The sequence below is a fragment of the Chryseobacterium sp. 2P genome (assembly GCF_059579425.1).
The window spans coordinates 917594-939277 of the sequence record NZ_CM184194.1 but is presented as its reverse complement, the minus strand read 5'-3'; the positions used below and the strand labels follow the sequence as shown (position 1 = coordinate 939277).

Genomic DNA, 21684 nt, shown 5'->3' with positions numbered 1-21684 from the left:
ATGATAAGCATGATTGCTCATTACCTATTACTCATTACTTATGAATAGGCTATAAATCTACGGGTAATTAGTACTACTCGGCTATGCTGTTACCAACTTTACACCTGTAGCCTATCAACGTGGTCATCTCCCACGACCCTTAAAAGATGTCTCATCTTGAGGCGAGTTTCGCACTTATATGCTTTCAGTGCTTATCTCTTCCAAACATAGCTACTCAGCGGTGCACCTGGCGGTACAACTGATACACCAGAGGTTTGTTCAATTCGGTCCTCTCGTACTAGAATCAAGCCCTCTCAAACATCTAACGCCCGCAATAGATAGAGACCGAACTGTCTCACGACGTTCTGAACCCAGCTCGCGTGCCACTTTAATGGGCGAACAGCCCAACCCTTGGGACCTTCTCCAGCCCCAGGATGTGACGAGCCGACATCGAGGTGCCGAACCTCCCCGTCGATGTGAGCTCTTGGGGGAGACTAGCCTGTTATCCCCGGAGTACCTTTTATCCTATGAGCGATGGCCCTTCCATACGGAACCACCGGATCACTATGTCCTGCTTTCGCACCTGATCGACTTGTTGGTCTCACAGTCAAGCACCCTTATGCCATTACACTCTACGCACGGTTACCAAGCGTGCTGAGGGTACCTTTGAAAGCCTCCGTTACTCTTTTGGAGGCGACCACCCCAGTCAAACTACCCACCACGCAATGTCCTTCCCTAAAGAAGTTAGGCTCCAAGTAAGTAAAGGGTGGTATTTCAACGTCGGCTCCACAAACACTAGCGTGCCTGCTTCAAAGCCTCCCACCTATCCTACACATTACTTACTCAAAGTCAATACGAAGTTATAGTAAAGGTTCACAGGGTCTTTTCGTCCCATTGCGGGTAATCGGCATCTTCACCGATACTACAATTTCACCGAGCTCGTGGCTGAGACAGTGCCCAGATCGTTACACCATTCGTGCAGGTCGGAACTTACCCGACAAGGAATTTCGCTACCTTAGGACCGTTATAGTTACGGCCGCCGTTTACTGGGGCTTCAGTCAAACGCTTCGCTTACGCTAACGCCCTTCCTTAACCTTCCAGCACCGGGCAGGTGTCAGACCCTATACAGCATCTTTCGATTTAGCAGAGTCCTGTGTTTTTGATAAACAGTCGCCTGGGCCTCTTCACTGCGGCCAGCATTGCTGCTGGCGTCTCTTCTTCCGAAGTTACGAGACTATTTTGCCTAGTTCCTTAGCCACGACTCACTCGAGCACCTTAGGATTCTCTCCTCGACTACCTGTGTCGGTTTTGGTACGGGTTGCTTCACTTCGGCTTTTCTTGGATCCGATTACACTATAACAGCTTCGCCCGAAGGCTAGGCCTTGACACTTCCGTCCGTCTTCTATAGCTACATCGAACCGTCCCCTTTTTAGTGTGAGCAAGTATGGGAATATTAACCCATTGTCCATCCACTACCCCTTTCGGGTTCGCGTTAGGTCCCGACTAACCCTCAGCTGATTAGCATGGCTGAGGAAACCTTAGTCTTTCGGTGAGGGGGTTTCTCGCCCCCTTTATCGTTACTTATGCCTACATTTTCTTTTCTATAAGCTCCACAATACCTCACGATACTGCTTCGGCGCCGATAGAATGCTCTCCTACCAGATATAATTAATTATAAATCCATAGCTTCGGTATTCTGTTTATGCCCGATTATTATCCATGCCGGACCGCTCGACTAGTGAGCTGTTACGCACTCTTTAAATGAATGGCTGCTTCCAAGCCAACATCCTAGCTGTCAATGCAGTCCAACCGCGTTGCTTCAACTTAACAGAAATTTGGGGACCTTAGCTGTTGGTCTGGGTTCTTTCCCTCTCGGACATGGACCTTAGCACCCATGCCCTCACTGCCGTAGAACATTTATTAGCATTCGGAGTTTGTCAGGAATTGGTAGGCGGTGAAACCCCCGCATCCAATCAGTAGCTCTACCTCTAATAAACTTATATACGACGCTGCACCTAAATGCATTTCGGAGAGTACGAGCTATCTCCCAGTTTGATTGGCCTTTCACCCCTACCCACAGGTCATCCGAAGACTTTTCAACGTCAACCGGTTCGGTCCTCCACTTTGTGTTACCAAAGCTTCAACCTGCCCATGGGTAGATCACAAGGTTTCGCGTCTAATCCTACTAACTATGCGCCCTATTCAGACTCGCTTTCGCTCCGGCTCCGTAACTTAATTACTTAACCTCGCTAGTAAAATTAACTCGTAGGCTCATTATGCAAAAGGCACGCCGTCACAGAATTAATCTGCTCCGACCGCTTGTAGGCGTACGGTTTCAGGTTCTATTTCACCCTTCTATTCGAAGTGCTTTTCACCTTTCCTTCACAGTACTTGTTCACTATCGGTCTTTCAGGAGTATTTAGCCTTGGAGGATGGTCCCCCCATATTCAGACAGGATTTCACGTGTCCCGCCCTACTCATTTATCATCTATGTATGCCTTTCATATACGGGGCTATCACCCTCTATGGCTGTTCTTTCCAGAACATTCTATTAAACATATAAAGACTTTTGGGCTAATCCGCTTTCGCTCGCCACTACTTACGGAATCTCTTCGATTTCTTTTCCTCCGGGTACTTAGATGTTTCAGTTCTCCGGGTTTGCTCCTCTTACGAGGTAATACATCTTCAATGTATTGGGTTGCCCCATTCGGACATCTGCGGATCAATTCGTGTGTGCCAATCCCCGCAGCTTTTCGCAGCTTACCACGTCCTTCGTCGCCTCTGAAAGCCTAGGCATCCGCCATACGCCCTTAACGATTTCTTTCCTATTTTTAGGTTACTCAAGCACTTATAAGTGCTCGGTTTTCTCTTTGTGATGTCTTTACCGTTAATGTCAATGATCTTAATTCTACTTCTGATCTAATTCGCAAATATTGTTTTTGGCTCTATCTGCTTTTTTAAAATTAAACCATCTATGATGGTGGAGAATAAGGGAGTCGAACCCTTGACCTCCTGCGTGCAAGGCAGGCGCTCTAGCCAGCTGAGCTAATTCCCCCTCTAGGTGCTGTTGGCTTCTTGCTAATTGCTGTTGACTTTTTTGCCATCAGCCATAAGCGATTTGCCAGCCGCCTTAATTAGTAGTCTCGGGCAGGCTCGAACTGCCGACCTCTACATTATCAGTGTAGCGCTCTAACCAGCTGAGCTACGAGACTTTGTATGAGTAATGGGTGATGAGTTATAAGTAATATACTTTTTCCCATTCTTCATTTCTCAATCTCTTTCCCTTTTACTAATTTCTAGTGGGTGTGTATTATGATATATCAACCAAATAAAAAACTAAAGCTTTACTTTAAGTAAGTACTTTGTACTTGCGTACTAATTTTGTTTTTCGTCTTTAAGACGCTCTAAAATGAGATGTTCCAGCCGCACCTTCCGGTACGGCTACCTTGTTACGACTTAGCCCTAGTTACCTGTTTTACCCTAGGCAGCTCCTGTTACGGTCACCGACTTCAGGTACCCCAGACTTCCATGGCTTGACGGGCGGTGTGTACAAGGCCCGGGAACGTATTCACCGCGCCATGGCTGATGCGCGATTACTAGCGATTCCAGCTTCATAGAGTCGAGTTGCAGACTCCAATCCGAACTGAGACCGGCTTTCGAGATTTGCATCACATCGCTGTGTAGCTGCCCTCTGTACCGGCCATTGTATTACGTGTGTGGCCCAAGACGTAAGGGCCGTGATGATTTGACGTCATCCCCACCTTCCTCTCTACTTGCGTAGGCAGTCTCACTAGAGTCCCCAACTGAATGATGGCAACTAGTGACAGGGGTTGCGCTCGTTGCAGGACTTAACCTAACACCTCACGGCACGAGCTGACGACAACCATGCAGCACCTTGAAAATTGCCCGAAGGAGGATCTATTTCTAAATCTGTCAATTCCCATTTAAGTCTTGGTAAGGTTCCTCGCGTATCATCGAATTAAACCACATAATCCACCGCTTGTGCGGGCCCCCGTCAATTCCTTTGAGTTTCAAACTTGCGTTCGTACTCCCCAGGTGGCTAACTTATCACTTTCGCTTAGTCTCTGAATCCGAAAACCCAAAAACGAGTTAGCATCGTTTACAGCGTGGACTACCAGGGTATCTAATCCTGTTCGCTCCCCACGCTTTCGTCCATCAGCGTCAGTTAAGACATAGTAACCTGCCTTCGCAATTGGTGTTCTAAGTAATATCTATGCATTTCACCGCTACACTACTTATTCCAGCTACTTCTACCTTACTCAAGACCTGCAGTATCAATGGCAGTTTCATAGTTAAGCTATGAGATTTCACCACTGACTTACAGATCCGCCTACGGACCCTTTAAACCCAATAAATCCGGATAACGCTTGCACCCTCCGTATTACCGCGGCTGCTGGCACGGAGTTAGCCGGTGCTTATTCGTACAGTACCTTCAGCTTTCCACACGTGGAAAGGTTTATCCCTGTACAAAAGAAGTTTACAACCCATAGGGCCGTCGTCCTTCACGCGGGATGGCTGGATCAGGCTCTCACCCATTGTCCAATATTCCTCACTGCTGCCTCCCGTAGGAGTCTGGTCCGTGTCTCAGTACCAGTGTGGGGGATCACCCTCTCAGGCCCCCTAAAGATCATTGACTTGGTGAGCCGTTACCTCACCAACTATCTAATCTTGCGCGTGCCCATCTCTATCCACCGGAGTTTTCAATAACAAGTGATGCCACTCATTATATTATAGGGTATTAATCTCCCTTTCGAAAGGCTATCCCCCAGATAAAGGCAGGTTGCACACGTGTTCCGCACCCGTGCGCCGCTCTCAAGATTCCGAAGAATCTCTACCGCTCGGCTTGCATGTGTTAGGCCTCCCGCTAGCGTTCATCCTGAGCCAGGATCAAACTCTCCATTGTATGTTTGTCTGACTCACTCAAAGTTTTGACGCTTTAGTTTTTCCTTACTTGGTTGTTATATTGTATGTCAATGATCTTCATTTCTTCCGCTTCCTACAAAACTTAGTATCTGTCGTTTTCGTTTCGTATTTGCGAGTGCAAAAGTAATAACTTATTTTGATTTGACCAAATGTTTTTCAAGAAAATTTTAAAGTTTTTTCTGTAACCTTAACCCCTCTCTAAACACTCAATCTATACTCTCCTGCGCTCCCCCGTTTAGGGACTGCAAAGATACAAATCTTTTTCATTCCCGCAAATCTTATTTTATATTTTTTAAAAAAAAGTTTAAAATAAAAGCCGCTTCAATCTGTAGCTTTAAAAAGACTTTTACCGTCTTCCCTCAGGATTCATTAAGTAATATTGCTTAGCTAAAAGCTCTTCTGCGCTTACTGATTCTCTATCGTTTTTCAGTGGGGCAAAGATAGGGGCTTTATTCCTTACAATCCAACTTTTGTTAACATAAATTTCATCTTTAATTCATATTTAATCCTAAAGCACTGAGTGACTGGGAGAATAATTTCTGTAATTTTAAACCATTGTTTGGTTTGCAGATGGAAAAAGCGGAGAAAAGGAAGAACAGCAGCTATCTTTCTTAATATATATAGTAGCATTCTTTACTAATTAACTTTATTTTACTATTGGAATCTTCAATTACAAATTGAATTCTATCATATATAATATGTAATAAAAAAATCCCGAGAAATTTCCCGGGATCTACAGTTTAAAAATTTATAGTGTCAGTTTACTATTTTTTAGCTTTTTCTTTTAGCTCTTCTTTGTCTTTATCGGAAGGATTCCAAACTTTCACGTCTGCGTTTTTATCAATTGCGGATAAGATCTGCACATTAATTCCATCACTTGCTCCCAATTTCACGTAGACTTTCTTAAATTTACCGTCTTTCTGCTTCACCTCAACAAAAGGAAGATCTTTTCCGTTTTTCTTTTCGTACTGTACTAAAGATTCATCCAAAAGCAATGCATTTTTCTGAGAGTTCAGAACAATTTCTCCGTTGGCAGAAAATCCTGCTCTGATGTATTCATTATTCGGATTGAAAACATCTCCTTCAACAGGAAATTTAATGGTTCCGTTATTATCTTTTCCTTTTGGAGCGATCATGGTTAATCTTCCCGGAAATGTTTTATTCTGAAGTGCACCGATCACAATATTCATATCCATTCCCTGCTTTAATTTTCCAGCCTGAGCTTCATCAATTTCTCCCTGAAAGATCAAAGAATTCAAATCTGCAATGGAACAAATGGTTGTTCCGGCATTGAAAGAGTTGGCTTCAATAACCTGACTTCCCACTTTTACAGGAACTTCAAGAACGGTTCCTGAAGCTTTTGAGCGAATTTGTGTTGTTGCCAAACCCTGTAATTCAGGAGTAGATCCCGTTTTTGCGATCTGTAAGGCTTTCTGAGCTGTTATCAATTGCTGCTGTGCGTTTCTCAGAACCTGTTGTGTAGAATACAACTGTTGCTGTGCATTGAGAAATTCCTGTTTGGAAGCGACTCCCTGCTTGTAAAGTCTTTCCTGCATTTCAAACTGTTTGCGCATATTATCCACATTCAGCTTTGCATTGCTGATCTGGAGCTGCTGATTGCTGACATTTTGCTGCGCATTATTTACCTCAGAAAGATTCGGAACGATTCTTACAGTTGCAATTAACTGTCCCACTTCTACTCTGTCTCCTTCATCTACCAAAATTTTATCTATAATTCCGGCAATATTCGGCTTGATTTCGATTTCTTCTTTGGGAACGATTTTTCCTGTTGCCATCACTTTATCCTCCATATTCTGAACAGACGGTTTTCTGGTAAGGAAAGCCTCACTCTCTTTAGAATTGGACTTTACAAGATACCCGATTCCCGAGAACAGCGCCACTGCAAATAAAAGCCCCAAGATGATATAAATGGCTTTTTTCCAAGTGAATTTCTTTTTCATATATAGTTTATTTTTTTATTTAAATTATTTTATTCAGTTCTTAAAGCTTCAATTGGTCTGATTTTAACAGCTCTCTGCGCGGGAATCATTCCGATTATCAATCCTAAAACCACCATCACTGCCATTGCTGCAAATACGTTTCCGTAGTTAACTGTTGGATTATAGAAGGGAAATGAATCCTGTCCTTTTGTGGCAATATCGAGAATCATCAGAACAAAAATCCCGAAAATGAAACCGAGTAATCCGGAGGAGAGTGTAATAACCACACTTTCCAATAAAATCTGGTTTCTTACTTCTGAAGGTTTTGCTCCTAAAGCTCTTCGGATCCCAATCTCTTTGGTTCTCTCTTTTACCGTAATTAAAAGAATGTTGGAAATGGCAATAACTCCGGCAAGAATGGTTAAGGTTCCTACAATGATTGTGAGTAACTGCATTCCAGATAAGAACCCCGTTAGTTTTTTAAATTCTTTACCTAAATTAAAACTTCCGAAAGCATTGGTATCATCAGGCGAAACTTTATTTTTGGCTTTAAGCTCCTGTTTTACTTTTTCTTCTACTGAATTTACATCTACATTCGGTTTGCTTACAATCGCGAACATATCAATATTATCCGCCGCATTGTACATTTTTGTGTAGGTGGATAACGGAATGAAAACCGAACGGTCATTTTCAAAACCTCCGTTTTTTTTGATTCTGAATACTCCGATCACATTAAAGAAAATTCCTTTTATATTAATGGATTTTCCCAAAGGATTTTCGTTCTTTTTTGAATCGAAAAAGTTCTTGTAAATTTCTTCTCCGATAACGGCTACATTTTTATTCCCGGAAACATCGGCGTCGTTGAGATATCTCCCGAAGATCAGTTTTTTTTCTGAAATTTTATTTCCTACAGGATAATCACCTGTTAAAGAATAGGTTCCGCTTTTTCCGTTTCTGGACATTAATTCTCCGGGGGTTCCGGTAAAGCTTCCTCTTGAGTTCTGAGGCGATATATAATCAATGTCGGTGATTTTTCTTTTTAAAATATCAATATCCGAAAGTTTTAGGTACATCTGTCTTCCTTTCGGGAAACCGTCATAAGGAATGGATGTATTCTGCGCCCAAAGGAAAATAGAATTGGTGGCAAAACCTGAAAATAGCTTATCAAAACCATTTTCCATTCCTTTTGCAGCACCCAGCAAACTAACATACAAAAACATACCCCAACCTACTCCAATCATAGTAAGGAAGGTACGAAGCTTATTATTTCTCAAGGAATAATAAATTTCCTGCCAAGTATCTTTTTTAAATATAATGTTCATTTGTTAATGTCTGTTTCTTTTAATATGTCAATAGCTAAATTCACTTGCTAAACAAAATTCACCATTCACCTTCTTTCATCATTCCGTTCTCAATGCTTCAATAGGTTTGATTTTTGAGGCTCTGTATGCGGGAACAAATCCTGCAATCAGCCCTGAAAACACGAGTGCAATAAATGCAGCGATAATATGTCCCCATCCTACACTCGGATTTTTAATGAAGTATTCTTCCAGATTATCTCCTATTAAGTATAAAGCCAGAACGCCGAGTCCCACTCCTATTAATCCTGAAATTACCGTAATCACAACACTCTCCTGAACGATAAGCGCAACAATACTTTTGGGTTTTGCACCAATTGCTTTACGGACTCCGATTTCTTTGGTTCTTTCTTTTACAATGTACACCATGATGTTACTGATCCCGATAATTCCTGCCGCGAGAGTTCCCAATCCGATGAAACCTACAATTCCTGTAAGTACTGCCATAAAAGCAAAAGTGTCGTTCATATTCTGGGCATTGTTCCAGACTCTGATCCCGTTTTCGTCATCAGGTGCTACATTTTTTCGGGCTTTTAATCGTGATTTTAATTCATCACCATATTTAATTGCCTGTTCCGGTGTTAATTTGTCGTTGTATGCAATGTAATTGATGCTTACGGTATCCGAACCTTTCTTCATTTGCTGCAAAGTGGTGATCGGTACGGTAATATGTCTTTCGTCCCAGTCTCCGCCGTCGTCTGAGAAAACACCTACGACTTTAAAGATTGTCCCATTGATATTTAATTCTTTGCCAACCGGATTCCCGTTTTTTATAAGGTCTCGCTGAACCATTCTTCCGATTACCGCAACATTCTGTTTTCTTTCCAGATCTGTCGGGGTAAGATAGCGACCTTCGAGCATTTTTCTGTTTTCGATGATCTGCTCTTCGGGTTTTGCTCCGTTAATCTGGTAATTTCCGCTTTCCTTACCATATTTCACCAGTAAATTTGAGGTATATCTCGGCGTGGAACTTCCTACTTTTTTCTTGTCAATATTTACGAGAAAATCGTAATCATCATTGTTCATCGTCACCATACGATCGGATTGAAGCCCGTTGTAGGCAATCGTTGTTTTTCCGGTTGCAATAGAAATAAGATTTTGTGCATCTCTTGCAAAACCTTGTGTAAAGGCATTTTGCAGCCCTGTTCCGATTCCGAAAAGAACAATGAAAATAAATAATCCCAAAGCCACAGTAAAACCGGAAAGCACCGTTCGCAATACATTACTGCGAATGGAACTAAATATTTCCTGCCAACGATCTAGATCGAACATATTCTTAGGTTTGAAGCGGGAAGCGGGATGATTGAGGTTCTTCCGCCTTTCCGCTGATTTATTCTATTAATTAAACTTCTTTCTTCCAGCCTCCTGCCTCACAGCACCAACTGTTTAATAAACTCATCACTTTCAATAATGCCGTCCCGAAGCACCACATTTCTCTTTGTTTGTGCGGCTACATCAGGTTCGTGGGTTACCACAATGATGGTTTTCCCTTCGTTATTAATGTCCTGAAGCAGTTTCATGATGTCGTGCGTTGTTTTGGAGTCCAGTGCGCCGGTCGGTTCATCGGCTAGAACCACTTTCGGATTGGTAATCAAAGCTCTTGCAATGGCAACTCTCTGTTTCTGCCCTCCGGAAAGCTCGTTCGGTAAATGATTTGCCCACTGAGCCAGTCCTACTTTTTCCAGATATTCCATCGCTTTCTGGTTTCGCTCCTTTCGCGGAACATTTTGGTAATACAACGGAAGTGCAACATTATCCAAAGCGGTTTTATAACCGATAAGATTGAAGGACTGGAAAATAAATCCCAGAAACTTACTTCTGTATTCGGCAGCTTTTACTTCAGATAAATGTTCAATCGGAACTCCGTCCAGCTCATACGTTCCGGAATCTTTTTCATCGAGAATACCAATAATATTAAGAAGTGTGGATTTTCCTGAACCCGAACTTCCCATGATCGATACAAATTCGCCTTCGGAAATGGTAAGATTAATTCCCTTGAGAACGTGCAGCTTACTCTTCCCTGTATCGTATGATTTATGTAAATCCTGAATTACTAACATTAAGCGGTGTATGTTTTTTATACCCAATAAGTAGACAGAATTTTTAATTTGTTACGAATATTGAAAAAATCTTTATTTAATTAATTGTTTAGCTTAAAACGCCTTTATTTAAAGTACTTTTAATTTTTTTGTTTAATAAAATCCTGCGAATAATCAGGTTTTTGTTAACATAATACTTTGTAAGTCAATATTTAAGGGGCTTTCATGTAAATGTGGAAAACTTTTAAGGCTAAAACTCAACGAATTAGTATTTCGCCCTTTTTATTACAGTTCTTTTTTTCGAACTTTGTGCTTGCACAGATCAAAAAATAAATCGCTTCCGTGGTTGATAACTTTCACACATAAGTTACACCAAATCAGAATATTGATTATTTTTTGAACGTTATCCACATTGATCTATTTATTTTAATTTTTTAAGACATTTTAATATGGGAATTTTTGATAAGAGAGTAAGTTACAAGCCATTTGAATACCCTGAGGTTCTTCAATTTGTAGAGGCAATCAACAAATCGTTCTGGGTGCATTCCGAAGTGGACTTTACTGCAGATGTTCAGGATTTTCATTCGCAGTTGGAGCCGCACGAAAAACACGCTGTAAAAAATGCACTTTTAGCCATTGCACAGATTGAGGTGTCTGTAAAGACATTCTGGGGAAATCTGTACACTCATCTTCCAAAGCCTGAACTGAATGGTTTGGGAGCTACTTTTGCAGAATGCGAATTCCGTCATTCGGAAGCGTATTCCCGATTGCTGGAAGTGTTGGGATATAACGACGAATTCCTTAATGTAGTAGAAATCCCTGCCGTAAAAAGCAGAATTGAATTCTTAGGAAACGCCTTAAAACACGCAAACTCCGCAACACCGAAAGAATATGTTTCTGCATTGTTGCTTTTCAGTATTCTGGTAGAAAACGTTTCTCTTTTCTCTCAATTTGCCATTATCCTTTCTTTCACAAGATTTAAAGGGTTTATGAAAAATGTTTCCAATATCATCGCATGGACTTCTGTAGATGAGCAGATCCACGCCAACGCAGGAATTTTCTTAATCAACAAAATCAGGGAAGAACAGCCTGATCTTTTAACAGACAGCGACATCGAGGATATTTATACTCTGGTTGATGAATCAATCGAAAGAGAAGGTGATATTTTAAGCTGGATCTTTGAATTGGGTGAAATCGACAACGTTTCTAAAGAAGATTTATTAAACTTCATGAAATACCGTGTAGACGACAGTTTAAAGAAAATCAACATGAAAACAAGATACAACGTAACTCCTGAACAGTACAGACCGATGGTTTGGTTCGAAGAGGAAGTTTTCGCCAATTCTATGGATGATTTCTTTGCGAAAAGACCGGTAGATTATACAAAGCACGATAAGAGTATTACCGCGAACGATTTGTTTTAATTAAATAGAATCATTTTCTCGAAAAAATTTTTTAACAATAATATATATGGTTAAAATTAAAATCGAGAAATGGGGTAATCTACAAGGCTTATCCATTTCGATATCGCAACGATTTATATACATCGTAGTGATAATTTTAGGAATAATATTTAGCTGGAAAGAATTACCATCATTCCTCAAAATTTTTAACCCATTATCTTAATTAAAATGGAAGAACAAAACAACAACATATGGTGGCTCAATGAAGAGTCTGAGCAAATGCTGAACAGAGGTTATTTGCTGAAGGGTGAAACTGTAGACGGAGCCATCGACAGAATTACCACTGCTGCTGCCAAAAGATTATATAAGCCGGAACTTCAGCCTGCTTTCAAAGAAATGATCACGAAAGGATGGATCAGTTTCTCATCTCCTGTTTGGGCAAATATGGGGACACAGAGAGGTCTTCCTATTTCGTGTTTCAATGTTCACATTCCGGACAGCATTGAAGGAATTACCCATAAAATGGGCGAAGTCATCATGCAGACCAAAATCGGGGGCGGAACTTCGGGATATTTCGGGGAGCTTCGTAACAGAGGAACTGCGGTTACCGATAACGGAAAATCTTCGGGAGCGGTTTCTTTCATGAAACTGTTTGATACGGCAATGGACGTTGTTTCTCAGGGTGGCGTAAGAAGAGGAGCTTTTGCAGCTTACTTAGACATCGATCACGGAGATATTGAAGAATTTTTATCCATCAAAGACATCGGAAGTCCGATCCAGAATTTATTTACAGGAGTTTGTGTTCCGGATTACTGGATGCAGGATATGATTGATGGCGATATGGAAAAGCGTAAAGTCTGGGCAAGAGTACTGGAAAGCCGCCAGCAAAAAGGGCTTCCTTATATTTTCTTTACGGATAACGTTAACAGAAATAAACCACAGGTTTACAAAGACTTAGGACTTACTGTAAATGCAAGTAACCTTTGCTCTGAAATCATGCTTCCTTCTACAAGAGAAGAATCCTTCATCTGTTGTTTATCTTCCATGAACTTGGAATTGTATGATGAATGGAAAGATACAGACGCGGTGAAATTAGCAATCTATTTCTTAGATGCTGTTTTATCTGAATTTATCGACAAAACGGAAGGAAACTATTATCTTCAGGGTGCAAGAAACTTCGCAATGCGTCACAGAGCGCTTGGTTTAGGAGTTTTAGGATATCATTCTTACCTTCAGAAAAACATGATTCCTTTTGAAAGTTTTGAGGCTACACAATTTAATGCAAGAGCATTCAGAAGAATTAAAGAACAGGCAGAGCAGGCTTCAAGAGAGCTTGCCAATATTTACGGAGAGCCGGAATTGCTGAAAGGTTACGGATTAAGAAATACGACAACCATGGCCATTGCGCCTACAACGTCAAGTTCTGCGATCTTAGGACAGACTTCTCCGGGAATCGAACCGTTTGCTTCGAATTATTATAAAGCTGGTCTTGCGAAAGGAAACTTCATGCGTAAGAACAAATATCTTGCAAAATTACTGGAGGAAAAAGGGCTTGATAACGAAGAAACGTGGAGAACGATCATGTTGAATCACGGTTCGGTACAACATTTGAAGGAGTTAACGGATGAAGAGAAAGCAGTGTTTAAAACATTCAAGGAAATTTCTCCGATGGAGATTATTTCTCAGGCAGCCCAAAGACAACAATACATTGATCAGGCGCAGTCTCTGAACCTTCAGATCCCTTCTACAATGCCGGTAAAAGATGTGAACTATCTTTATATCGAAGCATGGAAAAAAGGTGTAAAAACCCTTTATTATCAAAGAAGTTCTTCTGTTTCTAAAGAAATGATGGTAAATTTTGTTACCTGCACAGCTTGTGAAGCATAAGATACTCAAATAATAAACATTACATATTCAATCGGGCACGCTTTTTCAGCGTGCTTTTTTATGTTAAGAAAAAATTAATATTGTATTAATTTCATGATCTGTTATAAAATATCCTGTAGAATCTGCCGTGAATAAAGGAAACATGCAAAGACTATTCTTTACAGATAAATATTTCTGATTTCAGCATTGATTTTCAATTGACAGTAAAATATATTTTTTTCATACATTTGCAAAAAATAACACAAAAAATTATTTCAAACGAATATTATGCGAAAATATTTTCAAGTTAATGGATTTATCACATTAATTCTATTCACTTCTTTTCAGTCTAATGCTCAGGTAAAAATCTCCAATTCTTCTGGAGCCGTAAATTCGGAAAGCATCTTACAATTAGAAAATTCATCCAACAACAAAGGCTTTCTGCTTACAAGAATTGCTCTTCAGTCTACCACTTTAGCTGCTCCGATGAATGCTCATGTTGCGGGAATGATCGTTTATAATACAGCAACAGCAGGCACTGCACCGAATAATGTAACTCCGGGAATGTATTATAACACAGGATCCGGCTGGGTAAAATTATCTGCAAAAACTCCAAAAGCAGGAGACATTAAAAACGGATTTCAGGCAGCAGACCATAATGGATGGTATCTTCTCAACGGAAGAGCAATAAGCACTTTGAGTACAAATGCCAGAGCCAGAGCTACAGCATTGGGCTTTACCACCAATTTACCGGATGCTACAGACCGTTTTCTTAAAAATACAAGCGGTACAGACAATCTAGCAGCAGTTTCCGGAGCTGATACTTTTACTTTAACACAAGCCAATCTTCCTAACGTAACCTTCACGGGAACAACAAATACTACAGGAAATCATACGCATACGTATACAGATAACCCTTTAAATTCCACTACAAACGGCGTAGTATCCGGAACCAATAATCCTATTTCTGATACATCGAGTGTAAATGATACGACAAGTACCGATGGAAATCATACCCACAGTTTAAGTTTTACTTTGGGAAGCAGCCAGCCTGTAAGTATGCAGCCAAATAATATTATTACGAACGTATTTATCTATTTAGGAAACTAGTATGAAGACAAAATTTTTATATACATGTATTGCTGCATTTTTATTTGTTGCACACAAAGCCCAAGTGGGTATTGGAACTTCTAATCCGTCAAATTCTGCTGTTCTGGAACTGAGTAGTACCAATAAAGGTTTTCTGATGAATACTGTCGCACTTACTTCAACCACGTCTGCAGCACCTTTCGGAAGCAATGTGGAAGGGATGTGGGTATACAATACCGCGACAGCAGGAACATCTCCCAATAATGTTATTCCCGGGTTGTATTATAATGATGGGACCAAGTGGGTTTTAATGTCCATTAATAATGATCTTCCTAAAATCGGCGATCTAAAATCCAGCATGGCAACAACCGACCATGACGGATGGTATCTGCTTAACGGAAGAAATATTTCCACCCTGCCTTCAATCAGCCAGACCAATGCAGCGGCTTTAGGCTTCAGTACAACACTTCCAAGTTCAAGCGACCGGATTTTAAAAGGTAAAAATACTTCTGAGGCAGTATCCTCAACAGGAGGAAGCAATTCTTTCTCCATCGCACAGGCTAATCTTCCGAATGTAAACATTACGGGAACTACGGCTTCTTCAGGAGCGCACACCCACAGCTATACCAATCGGGGCGTAAACTACTGGAACTATAATGCAGGCAGCATTAATACAACAAGAACAATTGATACAGAAGTAAGAACTACGGCAGCCGCAGGAGATCACAGCCACACAATTTCCGTAGCAAGCGGAGGAACCAATACCGCGATTATGCAATACCCAAAACATTTGGTGGTTCAGTATTTTATTTATCTAGGAAAATAACACAAAAATTTAAACAATGAAAAAAATAATTTTCGCCATCATATTAACTTCTTTTACTTCGTTTCTTTCTGCACAGGTTCTTATTACAAACGGAACTCCCGGCAATCCTACTCCAAATCCGAATGCTTTGCTGGAAATTTATTCTAAAAATAACAATAAAGGACTTTTAATGCCCAAGGTTTCGTTGATAACTACTGACAATCCGAGCCCTTTTCCAGGTCATATTACCGGAATGACGGTTTATAATACAAATACCACTACTGCAACCACACTTACGAGTGTTACTCCCGGGATTTATTATAATGACGGAAGTTCATGGAATAAAATGGAAGTACAAATACCTACTGTGGGAGACATAAAATACAGCAACGTAGCGACAGATCATGACGGATGGTATCTCTTAAACGGAAGAGCAGTTTCTACCTTGTCTGCAACTGCACAGTCTGCTGCGTCTTCATTGGGCTTTACAGCTTCACTTCCCGACAGTTCAGACAGGTATTTAAAAGCGAAATCTGCATCGGAAACATTAGGAGCAACGGGCGGAAATACAGCTGTTACCCTTACACAGGCCAATCTTCCGAATATTACTTATAATGCGACAACTTCAAACACCGGAGCGCACAGCCATACCTATAACGACAGGGCAAGCGGAATAGTAAACAGTGTTGAAGCCGGAAATACTAAAACGGTGGTAGACAATGATGCCACGACATCTACAACTTCATCTGCAGGAGCTCATACCCATACATTCTCAATTTCTACAGGCGGATCGGGTACTCCCCTTAATCTGCAGCCAAAATATTTATCTGCCTATATTTTTGTTTATTTAGGACAGTAAAAATAATCTGAAAGCAACAGTAACAAACTGTTTTCTATTACTTGAAAGACAAGGTATTTTTAATCCTAAAAAATTTTAATATAACTTTAACATTTAAGAAATAAAAATATGTATCCCAGCGTAATCACCTGTAAATATTGAAAATATAGCTTTTTCAATCCCTAACCAGTGAATCAAATTACTGCATCTCTGCGCTTTATATATTTTTAAAAACAAATTTTTTGTATATTTGCAAATGTATTTTGTTAACAACAAAGTTTATTATTGTTAAAAACACAACTATAAATTGAAATTTTAATTAAATTAATAAAACAAATGTTGTTTTGAAAATAAAAAACAAATAGTTCATTCATAAATCTTGAAGATTATAAATGAATTTATTTATAACATAAAAACACACAAAAGAAACCTTAATTAATTGTATTGATAAAAAGTTTATCAATATTAAAAACACAAAAAAATTATTTCTAATGAACAAAATTATCACTCTAATTTTGGTAATGTTTTCTTACAGCATTACCGCACAAGTTGGTATAAATACAAGTTCACCTGATCCCAGCTCTTCTTTAGACATTACAAGCAGTTCAAAAGGTCTGTTACTGCCGAGAATCAGCAACCTTTCACTGGTTACTAATCCTGCAACGGGCTTGGTTATTTTTGATACCAATAAAAAGTGTATAAGCCAAAACGTTGGTACTCCTGCCACTCCGGACTGGGTATGTCTTTCACCTTATTCGGCGAGATTTTTCTACATGCCGAGTGTGGTTTTCGACACTACCACTATTGCGTCAGGACAGACGAAAGATTTGTATACACTGTATAAAAATCAGTTTTCGAATATCCCTACAAATGCGAGAAGTACCTCTGCGCCTGCAACAATTCCTTTTTTCCCTAACGCAACGGATCTTTATTATTATGTAACAGGGTATGATTCTACTGTATTCAGAATTAACAGCATCAGCAATACAGGGGTTTTAAACTATGATGTACTGGCAAATGCAACGCCTGCTTCTTTTATTAACATTGTTTTTGTCGTAAAATAAGTAAACATCATGAAAAAGAATTTCACAGGGCTGTCTTTGATGAGCCTTATCTTTACCTTGCTTACAAATCTCATGTATGCACAGACAGACAGTACAGAAGTTGCCAGTATTTATGGATTTTACTCGTATTCCAGTTCATTAATGAATGCTTCATCGGCATCTGAACTTACCATACAGGGAAGCGCCTCTCATACCGCAACAGGAGTACAGCTTACACCGGCAAGTTCCAGCCAGTTCGGAGGATTGTTTATTAACGGCAGAACATTTACTTCGGTGAATGGTTTACACGTAGAATTCGAATACGACATGAAATCCGGTGCTCCGTTCAGTGGCTCGTATGGAGACGGGTTATCCTTTTTCCTTTATGACGGATCTGTTACCACTCCTACAATCGGTGCTCCCGGTGCTGGTTTAGGATATGCATATAACAGAGCAAAAAACGATTTTTCTTCTTTTAGAAAAACGGGGTTGTCAGGAGCATATCTCGGAATCGCTTTGGATGAATTCGGAAATTTTAAATCTAAACGTTTTCAGGGAGAATCGAGAGTAAACGGTATTGCCGGAGTTACATGGAGCCAAGGGGCAAGCCATGTTACTTTAAGGGGAGCAAAAGGAGCTGTCATCAATACCAATGGTTTGGGAGACGGATATACAGGATATCCTGTTTTAGTAACGAGATCCACATTAAGTAACACAGGAACGGTAGGAAGAATACTACAGACAGACAGATCATATGCCACAACCACTAATACCCTGTCTTCTGTATTTGATTTGAGAAACGGAAACGGTGAATTCAGAAAAGTGCTTCTGGATCTGATTCCTCATTTTGTAACGGCAACTACTACAGACGGCTTCGATATTAAAGTCGATATTCAGACCACACAAAACGGAACACCAATTAATATCATTGATTATTATCATTATAAAACATCAATTCCGTACACCGAAAATGCGAATCCGGCTGTAACCGACTTTAACAGTTCAGATACTGAAGGCGCGGCTACAAACCAGACTTTAAATGCTACAGTACCTTCATTTTTAAAACTGGGGTTTGCTGCTTCAACCGGAGCTGCTTACCAACAGCATATTATCCGAAATGTGAAACTAACATTGCCTTATTCTGCTGTTGCCAATGATGATGCAGCTACCACATGTAAACTCCAGCCAGTTTCAATCCCGGTTTTGGATAATGATATTGCATACAAAGGTCCTATTAGTATTACAACTCCGCCTACAGGAAGTAAAAATAATATTGATAAAACGACATTCAGCTTTACAAAAACAGGGGATACCGACCTTACTTTATACCGAAGAAAGGTAACTCCTGAAGGAACATGGAGCTATAATAAAAGTACCGGAATAGTTACATTTACTCCATCAAGTGGATTTACAGGAACAGCAACAATGACATATACGATAAAAGGAAAAACGCTTAAAGATTCTAATGGCAATATCGTGGAGCCTTATGGTGATACCGCCTACAGATCAGTTCCGGCAACTATTACCGTTACATTAAAAACAACGGGATGTGTTTATTCGGTAGTATCGAATAAAATGGTAACACAGGGAGTACAGTAAAAACCTCACCAATTATATAATCCGGCAAACCACAGAAAATTTTCTGTGGTTTTATTTTTATCTTTGTTTTACATATTAATTCTAAAAATATTCAGATATGAAATTCGGACAAGTTGAAGATCCTTCAAAGATAGATTTTACGTTACCAAAAGACCATCCAAGAACCAAAGAAATTTTGAGCAGGAATAAAAGCGGGCTGGAAAACATTTCCATAGGATGTGCAAAATGGAATAAAACAGATCTTAAAGGATTTTATCCTAAGGGTACAAAAGACGAACTTACGTACTATGCAACTCAGTTTAATTCTATTGAACTGAATGCAACTTTTTACGGTATGCCAACTCCGGAACAAGTGCAGACATGGAAAGAAAAAACTCCGGCTGATTTTAAATTTTTTCCCAAAATCACAAATACGGTATCTCATTTCAGAAGACTTTTAAATATTGATGATGTGGTAACACAGTTCGCTACAGCCGTTTTAAATTTTGATGAAAAACTGGGAATGGTTTTCCTTCAGCTTCATGATAATTTTAAACCAAAAGATTATGAAAGACTGGAAAAATTTGTAAAAAACTGGCCAAAGGAAGTTCCTCTTGCAATCGAACTGAGAAATACAGACTGGTTTACGGATGAAGAGATCCTTAATAAAACATGTGACTTATTCGAAGAAAACAACATCACCAATATTATTGTAGATACGGCAGGAAGAAGAGATATGCTGCATATGCGCCTCACTACACCCAATGCATTCATTCGTTATGTAGGAGCTAACGCAGAAAGTGATTATGACAGACTGGACGACTGGATGCGACATCTTACCCGATGGAAAGAGGAAGGTTTGCAGAATCTGTACTTTTTTGTTCATCAGAATATTGAAAAAGCCTCTCCCCTGCTTTCCGCTTATTTCATTAAAAAAGTGAATGAAGAGTGGAAACAAGACATTCACATACCAAAAATGGCAACCGAAAGTACAGGAACTTTATTTTAAAGTTTAACAAATTTTAATTTTATTCACTAATAAGTGGGATAATTGATAATAAAAAGTACACTTTCACTATAAATAATTCACTTTTTTGTCTGTAAAAAAAATTACTCTAAAAGCTTCATTCATATTGTTATAATTAGTAAATTAGAAAGAAGAGATTCTATATTATCAAATCACAATAAAAACCAATAACAGTATGGAAAAGGAAATTTGTACAATAAGTATAACGAGTAACTGGCTCGGAGACGAATATACTTTTTATGAAGACGAAAAAATAAAAAGAACTTATGACAACAACAGCTTAAGTTCCGACGTTACGGAATGGCTTGAACCTAAACAGATCAGTAAGCAGAATAAAGACAAACTGATTAAAAACTGTCCGGAAGAGCACAAAGAAAGAATTATGATTATTTTAGACTATCCCTAAATCTTTTAAAATGCATTAAAAAGTCCCAATCTTTACTAAAGCCTGGGATTTTTTATTTTCTTTTTCGCAGCAAAAGCATGATGTTGAGAAACAAAAGCAGAAAATCTAAAGTGATCCAGATTCCGAGCTTCACATTTTCATGGTTGTACGTATCAATCTGCTTTTTTGCCAGATCCGAAAGCTTTGAACTCTGAATAATATAATTCTGAACTTCAATGATCTGATCTATATTTTTATTCGGAACCGAATTCTGAGAAAAATAAACAAGATTCTTTTTACCCAGATACCCTACTACCCAATATTCATCAGATTTATCCATCTTCAGATATTCTATCCTGTAATACTCCGGGCGGATTTTTCCGAGATGTTTTGTTTCTATTACTTTGCCGGCTTCAGCATCATTTAAGGTGAGTACATAAAAATCCAGTGGCTGCGGAAGTTTGTTAATAACCTGAAGCGCTACCGAATTTTCCACAATACCTATAGTACTTTTCTTAATAAACCAGTAGGTAAAAATTGAAAATGAAAAAATAATCGTAACGATACGGAATAATTTTGCCCACTCTGCGCCTTTCCCTTTCTTCAGCTTAGAAAGAAGGAGAGAAAAAACAGAAGCCCAGAAGATAACCAGAACAATAAATACCATACTGCAAAGATACTTATTTAAAGACTTTTAAAAGAATACTAATCGACATTCCACTCTTTGTAGAACTGATCGAGAAATTTCAGCATAAAATCGTGTCTTTCGGCAGCAATTTCTTTTCCTTTTTCCGTATTCATAAGATCTTTAAGCAGTAAAAGCTTTTCGTAGAAATGGTTGATGGTTGTTCCGTTGGATTTTTTATACTCTTCTTTAGACATATTGAGTTTAGGCTCTATATGAGGATCATACATCGGATTATTTTTAAAGCCTCCGAAATTGAATGTTCTTCCGATACCGATGGCTCCTATAGCATCAATCCGGTCTGCATCCTGAACAATTTTCAGTTCAACAGGAAGATTTTTGGGAACTTCTCCCCTGTTTTTAAAGGAAATATTTTTAATAATGAACAAAACCTGCTCAATTAATTCTTCTCCGGCGTTCTGGCTTTCGAGATATTCACGGGAAACTTTCAAAGCAAGCGTTTCATCGCCGTTATGAAATTTGGGATCGGCTATATCGTGAAGCAAAGCTGCCAGTTCTACCACTTCATGATTACAATTTTCGGTTTCAGCAATTTTTTTGGATAATTTCCATACTCTTTCGATATGAAACCAGTCATGTCCCGCTTCTGCTCCTTCCAGTTTTTCTTTTACAAATTCTACCGTGTTTTCAATCAGATTCTTCATTATATCAATCATTTTAAATATTTGGCGACCAACACGTCAG

15 protein-coding genes, 2 tRNA genes and 2 rRNA genes are annotated in these 21684 nt (G+C 39.4%); 9 read left to right on the top strand and 10 right to left on the bottom strand.

Annotated elements, in window-relative coordinates; translation table 11 throughout:
* Nucleotides 1–47: 47 nt before the first annotated feature.
* The 8 genes from AC52CF_RS04200 to AC52CF_RS04165 form a co-directional block, all read right to left on the bottom strand.
* A 23S ribosomal RNA gene (locus AC52CF_RS04200) occupies nucleotides 48–2803 on the bottom strand.
* Nucleotides 2804–2957: 154 nt separating this feature from the next.
* Nucleotides 2958–3034: transfer RNA gene (locus AC52CF_RS04195), tRNA-Ala, on the bottom strand.
* Nucleotides 3035–3117: 83 nt separating this feature from the next.
* Nucleotides 3118–3191: transfer RNA gene (locus tag AC52CF_RS04190), tRNA-Ile, on the bottom strand.
* 195 nt (nucleotides 3192–3386) lie between these two features.
* A 16S ribosomal RNA gene (locus tag AC52CF_RS04185) occupies nucleotides 3387–4903 on the bottom strand.
* The 16S and 23S rRNA genes sit together here with 2 tRNA genes alongside, the layout of an rRNA operon.
* Before the next feature lie 784 nt (nucleotides 4904–5687).
* Nucleotides 5688–6884, bottom strand: coding sequence for an efflux RND transporter periplasmic adaptor subunit (locus tag AC52CF_RS04180; RefSeq protein WP_214590647.1), 1197 nt, complete (start codon nucleotides 6882–6884; stop codon nucleotides 5688–5690).
* A gap of 29 nt (nucleotides 6885–6913) precedes the next feature.
* The gene (locus tag AC52CF_RS04175; protein WP_214590648.1) at nucleotides 6914–8185 is read right to left on the bottom strand and encodes an ABC transporter permease; all 1272 of its coding nucleotides are present in this window, start codon (nucleotides 8183–8185) and stop codon (nucleotides 6914–6916) included.
* A 78-nt stretch (nucleotides 8186–8263) separates the two neighbouring features.
* Entirely contained in the window at nucleotides 8264–9493 is a 1230-nt protein-coding gene (locus tag AC52CF_RS04170) for an ABC transporter permease (protein ID WP_235129837.1), read from the bottom strand.
* 98 nt (nucleotides 9494–9591) lie between these two features.
* Nucleotides 9592–10281 (bottom strand): ABC transporter ATP-binding protein, encoded by a 690-nt coding sequence (locus AC52CF_RS04165; protein WP_214590650.1) that lies wholly within the window; start codon nucleotides 10279–10281, stop codon nucleotides 9592–9594.
* Nucleotides 10282–10709: 428 nt separating this feature from the next.
* Between AC52CF_RS04165 and AC52CF_RS04160 the strand changes: the two genes are divergently transcribed.
* The 9 genes from AC52CF_RS04160 to AC52CF_RS04120 all read left to right on the top strand — a co-directional run bounded on the left by AC52CF_RS04160 (nucleotide 10710) and on the right by AC52CF_RS04120 (nucleotide 20315).
* The gene (locus AC52CF_RS04160) at nucleotides 10710–11684 is read left to right on the top strand and encodes a ribonucleotide-diphosphate reductase subunit beta (RefSeq protein WP_214590651.1); all 975 of its coding nucleotides are present in this window, start codon (nucleotides 10710–10712) and stop codon (nucleotides 11682–11684) included.
* Between the two features lie 207 nt (nucleotides 11685–11891).
* Nucleotides 11892–13550 carry a ribonucleoside-diphosphate reductase subunit alpha gene (locus AC52CF_RS04155; protein WP_076395972.1) on the top strand — a complete coding sequence of 553 codons (1659 nt, stop codon included), beginning with the start codon at nucleotides 11892–11894 and terminating at the stop codon, nucleotides 13548–13550.
* 267 nt (nucleotides 13551–13817) lie between these two features.
* Entirely contained in the window at nucleotides 13818–14639 is an 822-nt protein-coding gene (locus tag AC52CF_RS04150) for a phage tail-like protein (protein WP_214590652.1), read from the top strand.
* A gap of 1 nt (nucleotide 14640) precedes the next feature.
* Entirely contained in the window at nucleotides 14641–15444 is an 804-nt protein-coding gene (locus AC52CF_RS04145; RefSeq protein WP_496517898.1) for a phage tail-like protein, read from the top strand.
* Between the two features lie 16 nt (nucleotides 15445–15460).
* Complete coding sequence (locus tag AC52CF_RS04140) at nucleotides 15461–16282, top strand: phage tail-like protein (protein WP_214590654.1); 822 nt, start codon at nucleotides 15461–15463, stop codon at nucleotides 16280–16282.
* A gap of 470 nt (nucleotides 16283–16752) precedes the next feature.
* Nucleotides 16753–17325, top strand: a complete 573-nt coding sequence (locus AC52CF_RS04135; protein WP_214590655.1) for a phage tail-like protein — start codon at nucleotides 16753–16755, stop codon at nucleotides 17323–17325.
* Between the two features lie 9 nt (nucleotides 17326–17334).
* Nucleotides 17335–18903 carry a hypothetical protein gene (locus AC52CF_RS04130; protein ID WP_214590656.1) on the top strand — a complete coding sequence of 523 codons (1569 nt, stop codon included), beginning with the start codon at nucleotides 17335–17337 and terminating at the stop codon, nucleotides 18901–18903.
* A gap of 97 nt (nucleotides 18904–19000) precedes the next feature.
* Nucleotides 19001–19891 (top strand): DUF72 domain-containing protein, encoded by an 891-nt coding sequence (locus AC52CF_RS04125; protein ID WP_214590657.1) that lies wholly within the window; start codon nucleotides 19001–19003, stop codon nucleotides 19889–19891.
* A gap of 193 nt (nucleotides 19892–20084) precedes the next feature.
* Nucleotides 20085–20315, top strand: a complete 231-nt coding sequence (locus tag AC52CF_RS04120; RefSeq protein ID WP_235129828.1) for a hypothetical protein — start codon at nucleotides 20085–20087, stop codon at nucleotides 20313–20315.
* 52 nt (nucleotides 20316–20367) lie between these two features.
* Here the strand turns inward: AC52CF_RS04120 and AC52CF_RS04115 are convergent, their stop codons facing one another.
* Together AC52CF_RS04115 and AC52CF_RS04110 are read right to left on the bottom strand one after the other, a co-directional pair.
* Nucleotides 20368–20961 carry a hypothetical protein gene (locus AC52CF_RS04115; protein ID WP_214590659.1) on the bottom strand — a complete coding sequence of 198 codons (594 nt, stop codon included), beginning with the start codon at nucleotides 20959–20961 and terminating at the stop codon, nucleotides 20368–20370.
* A 38-nt stretch (nucleotides 20962–20999) separates the two neighbouring features.
* Nucleotides 21000–21644 carry an HD domain-containing protein gene (locus AC52CF_RS04110; RefSeq protein ID WP_214590660.1) on the bottom strand — a complete coding sequence of 215 codons (645 nt, stop codon included), beginning with the start codon at nucleotides 21642–21644 and terminating at the stop codon, nucleotides 21000–21002.
* Nucleotides 21645–21684: the final 40 nt, after the last annotated feature.

What these genes read in the sequence shown, in the direction of transcription:
- AC52CF_RS04110 (WP_214590660.1), bottom strand. Translation starts at nt 21,644, where the DNA reads ATGAAGAATCTGATTGAAAACACGGTAGAATTTGTAAAAGAAAAACTG.
- AC52CF_RS04135 (WP_214590655.1), top strand. Translation starts at nt 16,753, where the DNA reads ATGAACAAAATTATCACTCTAATTTTGGTAATGTTTTCTTACAGCATT.
- AC52CF_RS04160 (WP_214590651.1), top strand. Translation starts at nt 10,710, where the DNA reads ATGGGAATTTTTGATAAGAGAGTAAGTTACAAGCCATTTGAATACCCT.
- AC52CF_RS04140 (WP_214590654.1), top strand. Translation starts at nt 15,461, where the DNA reads ATGAAAAAAATAATTTTCGCCATCATATTAACTTCTTTTACTTCGTTT.
- AC52CF_RS04125 (WP_214590657.1), top strand. Translation starts at nt 19,001, where the DNA reads ATGAAATTCGGACAAGTTGAAGATCCTTCAAAGATAGATTTTACGTTA.
- AC52CF_RS04175 (WP_214590648.1), bottom strand. Translation starts at nt 8,185, where the DNA reads ATGAACATTATATTTAAAAAAGATACTTGGCAGGAAATTTATTATTCC.
- AC52CF_RS04115 (WP_214590659.1), bottom strand. Translation starts at nt 20,961, where the DNA reads ATGGTATTTATTGTTCTGGTTATCTTCTGGGCTTCTGTTTTTTCTCTC.
- AC52CF_RS04165 (WP_214590650.1), bottom strand. Translation starts at nt 10,281, where the DNA reads ATGTTAGTAATTCAGGATTTACATAAATCATACGATACAGGGAAGAGT.
- AC52CF_RS04120 (WP_235129828.1), top strand. Translation starts at nt 20,085, where the DNA reads ATGGAAAAGGAAATTTGTACAATAAGTATAACGAGTAACTGGCTCGGA.
- AC52CF_RS04170 (WP_235129837.1), bottom strand. Translation starts at nt 9,493, where the DNA reads ATGTTCGATCTAGATCGTTGGCAGGAAATATTTAGTTCCATTCGCAGT.
- AC52CF_RS04180 (WP_214590647.1), bottom strand. Translation starts at nt 6,884, where the DNA reads ATGAAAAAGAAATTCACTTGGAAAAAAGCCATTTATATCATCTTGGGG.
- AC52CF_RS04145 (WP_496517898.1), top strand. Translation starts at nt 14,641, where the DNA reads ATGAAGACAAAATTTTTATATACATGTATTGCTGCATTTTTATTTGTT.
- AC52CF_RS04150 (WP_214590652.1), top strand. Translation starts at nt 13,818, where the DNA reads ATGCGAAAATATTTTCAAGTTAATGGATTTATCACATTAATTCTATTC.
- AC52CF_RS04130 (WP_214590656.1), top strand. Translation starts at nt 17,335, where the DNA reads ATGAAAAAGAATTTCACAGGGCTGTCTTTGATGAGCCTTATCTTTACC.
- AC52CF_RS04155 (WP_076395972.1), top strand. Translation starts at nt 11,892, where the DNA reads ATGGAAGAACAAAACAACAACATATGGTGGCTCAATGAAGAGTCTGAG.